This is a genomic window from Streptomyces sp. L500 (genome assembly GCF_054551825.1).
Genome location: NZ_JBTOLC010000045.1, coordinates 35240 through 47296, shown reverse-complemented (window position 1 = coordinate 47296; position 12057 = coordinate 35240). Strand labels below are relative to the sequence as shown.

Genomic DNA, 12057 nt, shown 5'->3' with positions numbered 1-12057 from the left:
GCCCTCATGACCGCTCGTCCTCCGTGCCCACGCCATGCGCTTCGGCGATACGCAGCGCGTCCTCCAGCTCCTCCTCCGCCACGGCCGCCGCGTACACGTCCCCGGCCTCCCTCGCGGCATCGAGAGCCGACCGCGCCTCGCGCACCCGAATCCGCGCCGCCTCGACGAACCCGCCCACTCAGACCTCCACGCCCGATACGTCTTGACCTTTACGGCAACTGGTGAATTGAAGAACTCTTCAAGTCTACCGCGCAGGGGCTCCGGGCCGTCTGTGCTCGGCGTAGGCCGTGGCTACACGTCCTCGGGCCGCTTGCCCAAATGGTCCGGTGCTTGATGGGGTGGCCGGATGCGTATACGTATCACCACGCCTTGTGTCGTATCCGCCGTTTTCACGAGCGCCGTGCTCCTGACAGCGTGCGGATCGGAGAGCGCGCATCCGGGAGGCGCCCGTCCGGACGGCGGCGGCGAGGGGCGGACCGCCGTGCCCGGCGGCCCCGAGAAGGACGGCGTCAGGATCGTCGGCAGCAGTGGACAGGTGGCCTCGACCGACTTCGAGGTCACCAACCGCGACACCGAACCGTTCACGTACACCATCACCTTCGAGGTCCTCTCCGACTCCGGCGGGGTGATGGCGAACGAGCGACAGACGGTGTTCTCGGTCGGCCCCGGCCGGACCGTGAAGGACACCGTCCGCACGAACACCCCGGGGCGGGTACGGGTCGGCAAGGTCCGGCGCGTCCCCTCGGCCGAAGCACCGGACGGGACCGGCGCGTGCCCTCCTTCCGGGGTCCGCGTCACGGCCGACGAGGGCGACGCCGCCATGGGCCTCCGCGTCGTGGGACTTCACCTGGAGAACTGCGGAACCCGCCCCTACACCGTCGAGGGTTACCCGCTCCTCGGGCTGCTGGACGAGGACAGGAAACCGGTCTCCGGCGTCGGGATCCTGCACGGCAGCGGTGATATCGCCACCATGAAGGCTTTCGACGAGCCGCCTAGGCCGGTGGTCCTGAAGCCGGGCGAGTCCGCGTCCGCCGGCCTGATGTGGCGCAACACCACCGGCGCCGGCGACGCTGTGAACGTCCCTTACGTGAGGGTGGAGGCCAAGCCCGGGGCTCAGCCGATGACGGTGGCGCCGGAACTCGACCTCGGCACCACGGGAAAGCTCGGCGTCGGCCCGTGGAAGAAGGACACCCCCCAGCGGGAGGGCGTCAGACCCCTCGCCCTGGTCGTGGGCGCGGCTAACGGAGGCGGCGCCTCGTCCCAGAGCAGAGCGGCGTAGTCGCTGAAGCGGCGCACCCCGCAGTTGCCGCACGTCGTGACGCCGCGCGTCTCGCTCCGGCTCTCCGCCGGGTGCGCGCAGAAACGCAGGCTCACGAGTGGGCCTGCCTCTGGTGCAGGCCCATCGTGGTCGTCCAGTACGCGGCCCGCTCACGGTCGCCCGTGTGGGACGCGGCGTAGTACTCGCCCTTGATGCGCTGGCACTCCTCGCACCGCTTGCGCGTGTGCGCTTCGCTGACCTGTTCGGGGGTATGGGGCATGAAGCGAACCCTTGTCAGACGGTCGCTCACTCACGCGAGCGATGTTCACTGCTTGCGCTCCCAGCGTTGCGCTTCGTGCCTACGCTCAACAGGTCTGGAGCCACGCCAACGCGTTTGGGGTGAAGGGGAGATGGCGGAGAGCGGTGCGGCCTACTTCGGGACCGAGGTGCGGGCCTGGCGCGTGGAGAGAGGGATGAGTCAGCGGGAGCTGGGGGAGGCGGCACAGTACGGGCAGCAGTACGTGGCGAAAGTGGAGGCGGGGGAGCGGCTCGCCAGCCCGGAGTTCGCCGATGCGTGCGACGTGGTGTTCGGTACCCCGGGTATGTTCGCGCGCTTGCGGAAACGGGCCGCACAGCGGGGGTATCCCGACTGGTTCGTGCCGTACGTAAAGCTGGAGCAGAGGGCTACCACGATCCTCGACTACAGCTCGACCTTCATCATGGGCTTGCTGCAGACGGAAGACTACGCACACGCGATCTTCCGCAAGGCGCACCCACGAGACGACCTGGACACGACTGCCGAGAGGGTCGCCCGACGGCTCAAGCGGCGGCAGGCCATGGAGGGGGACAATCCACCGTTGCTATGGGTCGTCCTCGACGAGTCGTGCCTACGGCACATGATCGGCAGCCCGCAGGTCATGACGGAGCAGCTGCTCCATCTCCTCGGGCAGCAGGATGTAACGCTTCAGGTGCTCCCGTATGTGTCGGGCACGCCGGCGTGGCACATCCCTTTCACGCTCCTGCAATTCGACGTCGACGAACCCGACGTGCTTTACCAGGGCCACCTCGCCGGTGGCCAGGTCTTCGAGTCGCCTGCGACAGTGGCCCGTGCCAAGGTGATCTTCGATCGGCTGCGTGCCGACGCGCTCTCCCCGGACGCGTCGTTGACGCTGATCCGCAAAGCGATGGAGGAATGGAACGCATGACGCACATACGCGATCTCTCGTGGGCGGAATGGACCAAGTCCAGTCACAGCGCTGGCGATGAGGGCCAGTGCGTCGAGTTCGCCCGCAACCTCGCGGGCAGCGGCATCGTTCCCGTCCGGGACAGCAAGAACCCGCAGGGGTCGACGCTCATATTCGTCCCCGCCGCCTGGGCGGCGTTCACCAGGGCCCTCCGGTAAATCGCTGGCATCCGGGCGCGGGCCGGGAGACGCTGCGATCATGAATACGACCGTTTCCCTCCTCAAGGCAGGCCGCATCAAGGTGCGCTACCCGGCGGAGGTCCTGACCGACGACGGCACGCACATCGCCGTACGGGCGGCCTGGGCCGGAACGTCCGCCCGGGACTTCGGGTTCGTCCGGTTCGAAGAGGGCGACGTCTTCACCGAGCACTACTGGCGTGACCGCTGGTACGCCGTCAAGGAGGTGCGGGACGGCGGCGGCACGCTCAAGGGGTGGTACTGCGACGTCACCCGGCCGGCCGTCGTCGGGCCGGACGGGATCGTCGTGGAGGACCTGGACCTCGACCTGTGGGTCTCGGCCGACGAGGCCACCATCCTCCGCCTCGACGAGGACGAGTTCGCCGCCAGTGGGCTGGCGGAACGGGATCCCGGTGCGGCCGACGCCGCCCTCCGGGCGCTGGACGAGTTGGAGGGCCTGGCCAAGGCGGGTTTGCTCACAGACCTGCCCGGGGGTGCCGTGGCAGGGTGAGGCCATGACCGAGCACAGCAGACCCGCCCCCGTTCCCGCTCTCGACCTGATCCTGGCCGTCGTCGACCCCGGCAGCTGGCGCAGTTGGGACCGGCCCGTGCCGTTGGCGACGGATGACGCCGACTACCGCGCCGATCTGCTCGCCGCGCGGGAGCGGACCGGGCTCGACGAGTCCGTCGTCACCGGCGAGGGGACGGTAAAGGGTCGCCGGGTGGCGCTGGTGGCCTGTGAGTTCCGCTTCCTGGGCGGGTCGATCGGGGTGGACGCGGGGGAGCGGCTGGTCCGGGCCGTGGAGCGGGCGACGGAGGAGGGGCTGCCGTTGCTGGCGGCGCCGGCCTCGGGCGGCACCCGGATGCAGGAGGGCACGATCGCCTTCCTCCAGATGGTGAAGGTCGCCGCCGCGATCACCGACCACAAGGCCGCCGGGCTGCCCTACCTCGTCCATCTGCGGCACCCCACGACCGGCGGGGTGCTGGCCTCCTGGGGCTCGCTCGGCCATCTCACCGCCGCCGAACCGGGTGCCCTCATCGGTTTCCTGGGCCCGCGCGTCCACGAGGCGCTGTACGGCGAGGAGTTCCCGCCGGGTGTCCAGGTCGCGGAGAACCTGCTGGCGAACGGGCTGGTGGACGCGGTGCTCCCGGCCGGGAGCCTGGCGGAGGTCGCCGCGCGGGCGCTGTCCGTGCTGTGCGCGGACGGGGCCACGGACGCCACGGCGGAAGCCGGTGTCCCGGAGGCGCCCGCCCCGGCCGTCGCGCCCTCCGCCGAGGAGTCCATCCGCGCCTCACGCCGCTCCGGGCGGCCCGGCGTACGGGAGTTCCTGAAGGCGGCCGCCACCGACGTCACCCTGCTCAGCGGCACGGGCGCGGGGGAGCGCGACCCGGGGCTGCTGCTGGCGCTGGCCCGCGTCGGCGGTACCCCGTGCGTCGTGCTCGGGCACGACCGGGGCAGCCGACCCGACCTCAACGCCGGCCAGGCGCTCGGGCCCGCCGGGCTGCGGGCGGCCCGGCGCGGGATGCGGATCGCGGCGGAACTGGGCCTTCCGCTGCTCACGGTGGTGGACACCGCCGGGGCCGCGCTCTCCCGCGAGGCGGAGGAGGGCGGGCTCGCCGGGGAGATCGCCCGCTGTCTCGCCGACCTGGTGAACCTGCCCGCGCCGACGCTGTGCCTGCTGCTGGGCCAGGGGGCCGGCGGCGCGGCCCTCGCCCTGCTGCCGGCGGACCGGGTGGTGGCGGCCCGGCACGCCTGGCTCTCCCCGCTGCCGCCCGAGGGCGCCTCGGCGATCCTCTACCGCACCACGGACCGGGCGTACGAGATCGCCGGACGACAGGGCGTGCGCTCCGCCGACCTCTTGGCGAACGGGATCGTGGACCGCATCGTGGAGGAGGAAGACAGCGAGGGTGCGGACTTCCTGGTGACGCTCGGCCGGGTCATCGGAGCGGAGATGGCCGCTCTCACGGCGCGCGACGAGGAGGAGCGGCGTACGGCGCGACGTGCGCGCTACCGGCGCCTCGGCGCGCCGGGCGGCGCCGCCTCGTAAGGACGCCCTGCCGCGCCGCGCGTGTACGGGGTTTGACCGTCATAGTTGCCGGATACAACTACCCTCGCATCCAGCGAAAGGGGTACCCGTACATGTGCGGCATCACCGGATGGATCTCCTACGACCAGGACCTCACCACTCCCCGAGCCTCCGCCACCCTCGACGCCATGACCCGGACCATGGCCTGCCGCGGCCCGGACGCCGGCGGCGTCTGGCTGGACACCCACGCCGCCCTGGGCCACCGCCGCCTCGCGGTCATCGACATCGAGGGCGGCAAGCAGCCCATGCTCGTCAAGCAGGGTGACGGTCGCACCCTGCTCGCCCTCACCTACAGTGGCGAGGTCTACAACTACCGCGAATTACGCGCACAGTTGGAAAGCCACGGTCACATATTCCGCACCAGCAGCGACACCGAGGTCGTCCTCCACGCCTACCTCGAATGGGGCGAGGGCTTCACCGAGCGCCTCAACGGCATGTACGCCTTCGCCCTGTGGGACCCGCGCGTCGAGGAACTCCTCCTGGTCCGCGACCGCATGGGCATCAAGCCGCTCTACTACCACCCCACCCCCGACGGGGTGCTCTTCGGCTCCGAGCCCAAGGCCATCCTCGCCCACCCCGCCGTCCGGCCCGTCGTCGACGCCGACGGCCTCGCCGAGATGCTGGCCTTCACCAAGACCCCCGGCCACGCCGGCTATCACGGCATGTACGAACTGCGCCCCGGCCACACCGCGCGCGTCCGCCGCCAGGGCCTGACCGTCCGCCCCTACTGGCAGCTGGAAGCCAGGGAGCACACCGACGACACGGACACCACCGTCCGCCACGTCCGCGAGCTGCTCGACGACATCGTCACCCGCCAGCTCATCGCCGACGTTCCGCTGTGCACCCTGCTCTCCGGCGGACTCGACTCCTCCGCCATCACCGCCCTCGCCGCCAAGGGCCTCGCCGAGGGCGGCCACGGACCGGTGCGCTCCTTCTCCGTGGACTTCACCGGCCACACCGAGAACTTCAAGGCCGACCTGCTGCGCCCCACCCCCGACGGCCCCTACGCCCACGCCCTCGCCGAGCACGTCCGCTCCCACCACAGCGACATCGTCCTCGACACGGCCGCCCTGATGGACCGCGCCAACCGCGACGCCATCGTGCGGGCCCGCGACCTGCCCACGGCGGGCTTCGGCGACGGGGACGTCTCGCTCTACCTTCTCTTCAAGGCCATCCGCGAACAATCCACGGTCGCGCTGTCGGGTGAGTCGGCGGACGAGGTCTTCGGCGGCTACCGCTGGTTCCACGACCCCGAGTGCGTCCAGGCCGACACCTTCCCCTGGCTCACGGCGGGCGTCGCCGACACCTTCTCCGGACCGGCCAGCGGCGGCCGGACCGCGCTCCTCGACAAGAGCCTCCTCGCCAAGCTCGACCTGCCCGGTCACGAGCGGCAGCGCTACCAGGAGGCTCTCGCCGAAGTGCCCCGGCTGCCCGGGGAGAGCGGCCTGGAGCGCCGGATGCGCGAGATCAGCTACCTCCACCTCACGCGCTTCGTCCAGCTCCTGCTCGACCGCAAGGACCGCGCCAGCATGGCCGTCGGCCTCGAAGTGCGCGTCCCCTTCTGCGACCACCGGCTCGTCGAGTACGTCTTCAACACCCCCTGGGCCATGAAGACCTTCGACGGCCGCGAGAAGTCCCTGCTGCGCGCCGCCACCCGCGACCTCCTCCCGGACGCCGTCGCCGACCGCGTCAAGAGCCCCTACCCCAGCACGCAGGACCCCCGCTACGCCGACGCCCTGCGCACCGCGCTCGGCGGCCTCCTGGCCGACGAGAACGCGCCCGTACGCCCGTTGCTCGACACCCCGGCCGTCGCCGAGGCGCTGGACGAGCGCGCCGGTGAATCGTTCCGGACGGCGACCGAAGTGGTCCTCAACCTCAACACGTGGCTGACCGAGTACGGCACGGAACTGCGCCTGTAACGGGCCTGCGGCCACGGCGGGTCCGCCTGGCGCACAATGGACCCACCGTAGTTCTCACCAGGAGACCCACCGTGGCCTTGCAGATGACCGTCGACCAGGACGCCGCCGAGCCCCCGTACGAGCAGATCCGGGCCGGCATCGCCGAGCGCGCCCGCGCGGGGGAGCTCCCGGTCGGCTACAAGCTGCCGACCGTCCGCGGCTTCGCCGAGGAGCTGGGCCTGGCCGCGAACACGGTCGCCAAGGCGTACCGGGCGCTGGAGGCGGACGGGGTCATCGAGACCCGGGGGCGGAACGGCACGTTCATCGCCGCCCCCGGTGACACGGCCGCCCGCGAGGCCGCCGCGGCGGCGGTCGCCTTCGCCCAGCGCGCCCACCGGCTGGGGCTGGACCACGACGCGGCACTGGCGGCGGCGGGCGACGCGCTCCGCGCGGTGTACGGGGACTGAGCCCGGGCGGCCGGGGCCGCCCCGGCAGGCCGTGGGCCGTGGGCGGCTGTGGGCCATCCGGCTGAATATGGCCCGCGAGCCCCCGGCATTCTGTGGTTCGCCGGGACGCCGGAGGCCAACCGCAGCACGATACGTCCGGGAACAACGGGCGGACCGGGCAAGGAGCGTCGTGAGAGGAATCGTGCGGGCGGCTACCGTCGCCGGGGCGTGCGGCCTGGTGCTGTCCGGCACCGGGGCCGGCAGCGCGGAGGCGCAGACACAGACCAATCCGGGCTCGCTGCTGTCCGCCGTGGTGGGCGCCGATCTCGGCACCGTCGCCGAGACGGTCTCCGGCGTGGTCTGCAACAACCGGCTGGCCGACTTCCACTACCAGTCGCCGGTGTCCCGGTCGCCGCACCCGTGCGTCAACGGTCCCGTCCAGAGCGGGAACAGCGAGAACAGCAACAACTTCATCAACCACGGCAACCCCGTGGACAGCGGGAACATCGAGACCGCCGCCGGCTCCACGAACAGCCTCAACGACGTCAAGGGTGCGCAGAGCAACAGCGGCAACGACATCTCCCGGGTCCAGCAGGCGTTCCCCTAGAGACAGGCCCTCAGTGGTGGTGGCGGCTGCCCCCGACGAGCTGCCGCTGGTGGTTGGAGCTGCCCGCCGCCGCGCCCGTGCCGGAGGAGCCGGAGGTCACGGAGCCGCTGTTGTCCGCGGGGCTGCCGCTGTCGCTGGGATTCCCGGTGATCCGGACGTTCTGCGAGTTGCTGCTGTTGCCACTGTTGACGGGCCCGTTGACACAGGCCCGGGCGTGGCCCTCGCAGGTGAATCCGGCGTGGAAGCGGACGAACGTGTCGCCGTCGGCGCTGAACGGGCCGTCGCCCCAGGCCATGGCGGGCGAGGCCACGCCCCCGGCCAGGAACAGGCCGGTCAGGCCGGCGGTCGCCATTCTCAGAGGACTGATGCTCTTCATTCCGCCTTGCTACCTGCGACGCCGGTGGGGACCAAGCCCGCACAGCGGGCGGTCACCCTCTCCGACCACCGTATTCACCATGACTGCCTAGTCCGCCGTCGAACTAGTCCACCATCGAGAGCCAGGAGCCGATCAGGGCCACCACGATGATCACGGTGACCGCCTGGAGCTGGGCGCCCTTGGACAGGGCGTTGTCCGGGTCGCTGCCGTGCTCCGCCGCGTACCGGGCCTTCTCCCGGAGCTCCGTGCGGCGCCCCAGGAAGCCGAGTGGGAAGCCGACGACGGCCGCCGTGTACAGCGGCAGGGAGACCTCCGCGCTGTGGTGCTTCACCAGCGAGCTCACCGCCACGAGCACCACCGCGGCGAACGGGGCGACGGCGATCCGGATCCGGTACCGCCGGTTCGGCATGAGCGGGACGAAGAAGGCCAGGAACGCGAACGTCGCCGCGACGGCGATGGCCCACCAGGCGGTCAGGGGTATGACGGGAGGCTGGGGCATGACTCTTCCTTGACTCTGTGGGGGCCCGGCGCGAGCCGGGCCCCCACAGTCGGTTCACTTCAGTCGGATCGTTCCGCCAGGAGGCCGGTCAGGCTACCAAGTGAACCAGCCGACGACCGGGGAGATCGCTTGCTGTACGGCGTTCACCGCGCGCTCCACCTTGGTGAACTGGGTGATGCCCTTGATGACCGGGACGCCCAGCTTGAGACCGGCGCTGGCGAGGTTGCCCACCCCGCCCAGTGCCATACCGGTCACCGCGCTGATCATGTTCGAGTTGCCGAAGCCGTCCGCGTACCAGGACAGCCCGGCGCTGATGCCACCGGCGATCATCGACGCCGCCCCGAGCACGGGCGTGACGACGACGTCGGCACCCGGGATGAAGGCCGAGATCGCGGCCGCCGTCCCCAGGACCGTGCTCGCGCGGTTCAGCCACTTCGCCCCGCTGCGCGCCCAGCCCTTGCCGTCGTCGCCCTTGTCGCCGGCGTTCTTGCCGTCGCTGGTCGGCGCGGGGGACGAGCCGTGCTGGTCGTACTTGGGGTCGTTGGAGGGGTCGGTGCCCTTCTTGGCGTTCTCCCGGGCCTGCTCCGCCGCACGGGCGGCCTCGGCGGCCTGCTCCTGACGGCGCTTCTCGATGGCGATGCTGTTCGCCTCGGTCGCGGCCTTGGAAGCGGCGGCGGCGTCCTGGCCGGCCTGGGTGGCCGACTGGCCGGCGCTCGCGGCGGACGCCTTGGCGCTGGCCGCGGAGTCCACCGCGGCGGCCGCGGAGTTCTCCGCCTGGGTGGCCGAGTAGTTGGCCTGGCGGCTGGCCTGGCGGGCCGTCGCGGCGGCGTTCTTGGCCTTCTCGGCGGACGCGGCAGCGGCGGCTGCCGAGTTGTCGGCCTCCTTGGCCTTGTCACGCGCCTGCTGGGCGTAGTCGTTGGCCTCGGCGGCCGACTTCTTCGCCTTGTCGGCCCAGTCGGCGGCCTCCGTGGCCTTGTTCCGGGCGTTGGCGGCCACCTTGGACGCCGTGTAGGCGTTGTCGTTGGCGTCCGCCGCCGCGCTCGCGGCCTTGGCTATCAGCGCCTGGACGGACGCGACGTGGGTGGCCGTGTCCTGGTCCTTCTGCGCGGCCCGGTACTGGACGCGGGCCACGAAGTCGTGCTGCATCCAGGCGGGACCGGCCATCGCGACCTGCGCGGCGGACTGCACATTGGCGCCGCCGCCGCCCATGACGCGGAGCGTCTCGACCCGGTCGTCCTCCATCTGCGCCTGGCGGTAGCCGGTGCTCAGGAAGGTGTACAGGGCCTTGACGCCGCCGTCGCTCAGCGCGGCGCTGCCGGCGTCCTTGACGGCCTTGCCGGCGCCGTTCATGAGCTTGAGGGTCTGGACCCGGTAGTCCTCGATCTGGACGTCGTAGGCGCTCTTGGTGAGGAAGTTCTCCGCCGCGTCCGGGTCGCCGCTCTGCAGCGACTTGGCGGCCGCGTCGGCGAGGGCCGGGCCGCCGACCTCGGCGAGGGCGAGCACCTTCTCCCGGTCGTCCTGCCGCTGCGCCTGCTTGAAGTCCGTCTTCGCCCAGGCGACGACGGCCTCGTCGGGACCGGACAGCGCCGTCTCGGCGGCCGCGCGGGTCCACGACCCGGTGTTGTCCAGCAGGTTGACGGCGGCCTTGCGGCCGAGCTCGGCGGCCGACTTGGTGTCGATGCCGGAGGCGGCGGCCTTCGTCACGAGCTGCTTGGTGTCGTCGTCCATCTGGGCCGACTGGGTCTGCAGCTTCGTGATGAAGTCACGGCCGTCCTGGTCGGCCTTCGCGGCCGCCTTGGCCTCTTCGATGCCGGTCTGGGTGGCCGAGTCGAGCTCCGCCTTCTCGCTCTCGCGGGCGAGCTTCTCGGTCTTCTGCGCCTGCGCGACCGCGTCGGACGCGTCCTTGGCGGCGTCGATGGCGTTGTTGGCGTGCTCGGTCGCCTTGTTGGCCCAGTCCTGGGCCTTGCCGGCCTCGTCCGCCGCCTTGTCGGCGGCGGCGGCGGCCTTCTCCGCGTGGTCGGCGGCACGGTTGGCCGCGTCGTGCGCGTCGTGGGCGGCGGAGGCGGCCTGTCCGGCGAGCGACTGGGCGCGGCCGGCGGCGGCGGTCGCGGTGTTGGCCGCGTTGCGGGCCACGTTGGCGGCCTCACGGGCCCGGGCGGCCTGCGCCTGGGCCACACCGGCGGAGGCGCTGGCGTCGGCGGACGCGGCGGCCGCGTCGGCGGCGTTCTGCGCGGCCCGGGCGGCGGCGGCGCCGGAGGCCCCGGCCTCGGCGCTGGCGTTGGCCGCGTACTCGGCGGCCGACGCGGCGGTACGGGCGCCCTTGGCCGCGTCGCGGGCGGCCTCGGCGGCCCGGCGCGCGTTACCGGCCTCGGCGGCGTTCCCTGCGGCAGCGGCTGCGGCGTTGTAGGCGCGCGAGGCGGCCTGGCCGGCGGCGGCAGCGGCGGAGGCGGCGGCCTGAGCGGCGCTGGCCGCGGTGCGGGCGGCGGAAACGGCGGTGTTGGACGCCTGGATGGCGGTCCGTGCCGCGGCGGCGGCGCCCTCGGCGGCCTGGGCGGCGCGGTTGGCGGCGTTCCCGGCGTCCTCAAGGCTGTCCTTGGCGGCGGCGGCCTCCTTGGCGGCCTTGAGCGCGGCCTCCTTGGCCTTCGCCGCGGCCTCCTCGGCCCGCGCGCCGGCCTCCTTGGCCGCGTCCGTCTCGGCCTTGGCCCGCTTGCCGGCCTGCTCGGCGACCTGCGCCAGCGCGCCGACCGTCGCGCTCTCCTGGTCCCGGCTGCGGGCCAGGTACTGCCCGCGCTCCAGGAACTCCCGGCGGTCGTCGGCCGTGCCCTGCATGGCCCGGTCGCCGAGCTTCTTCACCTCGGGCCCGCCGGCCTGCATGATCTTCAGGACCTGGACCCGGTCGTCCTCCTCCTGGGCCGTGAAACGGCCCTTGGTGAGGAACGTGTCCAGCGCGTCGGAGGAACCGTTGTCGAGGGCCTTCTGGCCCGCGTCGCGGACGGCCTTCTCGCCGTTGTTCATCGCCGTCAGCACGGCGACGCGGCGGTCGTCGTCCAGCGGGTTCTTGTAGCCGTTCTTCACGAACGCGTGGATGTCCGCGTCGCTCCCGCTCAGCGCCTTGGAGGCGGCATCGCGCACGCCCTTGCCGGACACGCTGAGCATCTTCAGGACGGCGAACCGCTCGTCCTCGGCCGTCGCCCGGTCCAGCCCCTTCTGGAGGAAGGAGCGAAGGTCCGTCTCCGTGCCGAGCAGGGCCTTCGACGCCGCGTCCTTGGTGGCCAGTCCCCCCAGCCGATAGGCGTCGACCGCCTGCGCCCGCGCGTCCGCCGGCAGCGGGGGGCCGTCCGGCTCCGCCGGGACGGCCTGGGCCACGGTGGTGCCGAACACCGTCGCGGCCAGCGTCAGGGAGGTGAGGGCGAGAAGTCTCATCGGTCTCTTGCTGGTCATATCCCCTCAAATTCCGCCGGGTTTG

13 protein-coding genes and 1 pseudogene are annotated in these 12057 nt (G+C 72.1%); 8 read left to right on the top strand and 6 right to left on the bottom strand.

Features of this window, described 5'->3' with window-relative positions; genetic code table 11:
* Window positions 1-4: 4 nt before the first annotated feature.
* Window positions 5-178, bottom strand: coding sequence for a hypothetical protein (locus ACX9I7_RS27775; protein WP_387577032.1), 174 nt, complete (start codon window positions 176-178; stop codon window positions 5-7).
* Window positions 179-400: 222 nt separating this feature from the next.
* On the opposite strand from ACX9I7_RS27775, the gene ACX9I7_RS27770 reads away from it, so the two are divergent.
* Window positions 401-1279, top strand: a complete 879-nt coding sequence (locus ACX9I7_RS27770; RefSeq protein WP_459388876.1) for a DUF4232 domain-containing protein — start codon at window positions 401-403, stop codon at window positions 1277-1279.
* Here ACX9I7_RS27770 and ACX9I7_RS27765 read toward each other — a convergent pair.
* Together ACX9I7_RS27765 and ACX9I7_RS27760 are read right to left on the bottom strand one after the other, a co-directional pair.
* Window positions 1276-1374 (bottom strand): annotated as a pseudogene (locus tag ACX9I7_RS27765) (DUF6255 family natural product biosynthesis protein); the annotation flags it as partial. The gene ACX9I7_RS27770 and the pseudogene ACX9I7_RS27765 overlap by 4 nt on opposite strands.
* Window positions 1371-1538, bottom strand: coding sequence for a hypothetical protein (locus ACX9I7_RS27760; RefSeq protein WP_459388875.1), 168 nt, complete (start codon window positions 1536-1538; stop codon window positions 1371-1373). The gene ACX9I7_RS27760 and the pseudogene ACX9I7_RS27765, both read right to left, overlap by 4 nt.
* Before the next feature lie 130 nt (window positions 1539-1668).
* Between ACX9I7_RS27760 and ACX9I7_RS27755 the strand changes: the two genes are divergently transcribed.
* The 7 genes from ACX9I7_RS27755 to ACX9I7_RS27725 all read left to right on the top strand — a co-directional run bounded on the left by ACX9I7_RS27755 (window position 1669) and on the right by ACX9I7_RS27725 (window position 7716).
* Window positions 1669-2463, top strand: coding sequence for a helix-turn-helix domain-containing protein (locus ACX9I7_RS27755; RefSeq protein ID WP_459388874.1), 795 nt, complete (start codon window positions 1669-1671; stop codon window positions 2461-2463).
* Window positions 2460-2660: a DUF397 domain-containing protein gene (locus ACX9I7_RS27750; RefSeq protein ID WP_459388873.1), complete on the top strand. Its 201-nt coding sequence runs from the start codon at window positions 2460-2462 to the stop codon at window positions 2658-2660. Before ACX9I7_RS27755 ends, ACX9I7_RS27750 begins: the two co-directional genes overlap by 4 nt.
* Window positions 2661-2700: 40 nt before the next feature.
* On the top strand, window positions 2701-3189 hold the full coding sequence (locus tag ACX9I7_RS27745) for a ribonuclease FAU-1 family protein (RefSeq protein WP_387577042.1): 489 nt from the start codon (window positions 2701-2703) through the stop codon (window positions 3187-3189).
* Window positions 3190-3193: 4 nt separating this feature from the next.
* Window positions 3194-4726: a carboxyl transferase domain-containing protein gene (locus ACX9I7_RS27740; protein WP_459388872.1), complete on the top strand. Its 1533-nt coding sequence runs from the start codon at window positions 3194-3196 to the stop codon at window positions 4724-4726.
* 92 nt (window positions 4727-4818) lie between these two features.
* A complete protein-coding gene (gene asnB, locus ACX9I7_RS27735; protein WP_387577046.1) occupies window positions 4819-6684 on the top strand; it encodes an asparagine synthase (glutamine-hydrolyzing) in 1866 nt (621 codons plus the stop codon).
* 71 nt (window positions 6685-6755) lie between these two features.
* Window positions 6756-7130, top strand: coding sequence for a GntR family transcriptional regulator (locus ACX9I7_RS27730; RefSeq protein WP_189453641.1), 375 nt, complete (start codon window positions 6756-6758; stop codon window positions 7128-7130).
* A 178-nt stretch (window positions 7131-7308) separates the two neighbouring features.
* The gene (locus ACX9I7_RS27725) at window positions 7309-7716 is read left to right on the top strand and encodes a hypothetical protein (protein WP_387577232.1); all 408 of its coding nucleotides are present in this window, start codon (window positions 7309-7311) and stop codon (window positions 7714-7716) included.
* Window positions 7717-7726: 10 nt separating this feature from the next.
* On the opposite strand, the gene ACX9I7_RS27720 is transcribed toward ACX9I7_RS27725, so the two are convergent.
* From ACX9I7_RS27720 to ACX9I7_RS27710, 3 genes are all read right to left on the bottom strand, one after another.
* On the bottom strand, window positions 7727-8092 hold the full coding sequence (locus ACX9I7_RS27720) for a hypothetical protein (protein WP_387577048.1): 366 nt from the start codon (window positions 8090-8092) through the stop codon (window positions 7727-7729).
* A 103-nt stretch (window positions 8093-8195) separates the two neighbouring features.
* On the bottom strand, window positions 8196-8591 hold the full coding sequence (locus ACX9I7_RS27715) for a hypothetical protein (RefSeq protein ID WP_387577050.1): 396 nt from the start codon (window positions 8589-8591) through the stop codon (window positions 8196-8198).
* A gap of 93 nt (window positions 8592-8684) precedes the next feature.
* The gene (locus ACX9I7_RS27710) at window positions 8685-12014 is read right to left on the bottom strand and encodes an ALF repeat-containing protein (protein WP_459388871.1); all 3330 of its coding nucleotides are present in this window, start codon (window positions 12012-12014) and stop codon (window positions 8685-8687) included.
* Window positions 12015-12057: the final 43 nt, after the last annotated feature.

Bases quoted from the DNA above. Each gene is read 5' to 3' on its own strand.
- ACX9I7_RS27720 (WP_387577048.1), bottom strand. From the start codon at position 8,092: ATGAAGAGCATCAGTCCTCTGAGAATGGCGACCGCCGGCCTGACCGGC.
- ACX9I7_RS27760 (WP_459388875.1), bottom strand. From the start codon at position 1,538: ATGCCCCATACCCCCGAACAGGTCAGCGAAGCGCACACGCGCAAGCGG.
- ACX9I7_RS27745 (WP_387577042.1), top strand. From the start codon at position 2,701: ATGAATACGACCGTTTCCCTCCTCAAGGCAGGCCGCATCAAGGTGCGC.
- ACX9I7_RS27740 (WP_459388872.1), top strand. From the start codon at position 3,194: ATGACCGAGCACAGCAGACCCGCCCCCGTTCCCGCTCTCGACCTGATC.
- ACX9I7_RS27755 (WP_459388874.1), top strand. From the start codon at position 1,669: ATGGCGGAGAGCGGTGCGGCCTACTTCGGGACCGAGGTGCGGGCCTGG.
- ACX9I7_RS27710 (WP_459388871.1), bottom strand. From the start codon at position 12,014: ATGAGACTTCTCGCCCTCACCTCCCTGACGCTGGCCGCGACGGTGTTC.
- ACX9I7_RS27715 (WP_387577050.1), bottom strand. From the start codon at position 8,591: ATGCCCCAGCCTCCCGTCATACCCCTGACCGCCTGGTGGGCCATCGCC.
- ACX9I7_RS27750 (WP_459388873.1), top strand. From the start codon at position 2,460: ATGACGCACATACGCGATCTCTCGTGGGCGGAATGGACCAAGTCCAGT.
- asnB (WP_387577046.1), top strand. From the start codon at position 4,819: ATGTGCGGCATCACCGGATGGATCTCCTACGACCAGGACCTCACCACT.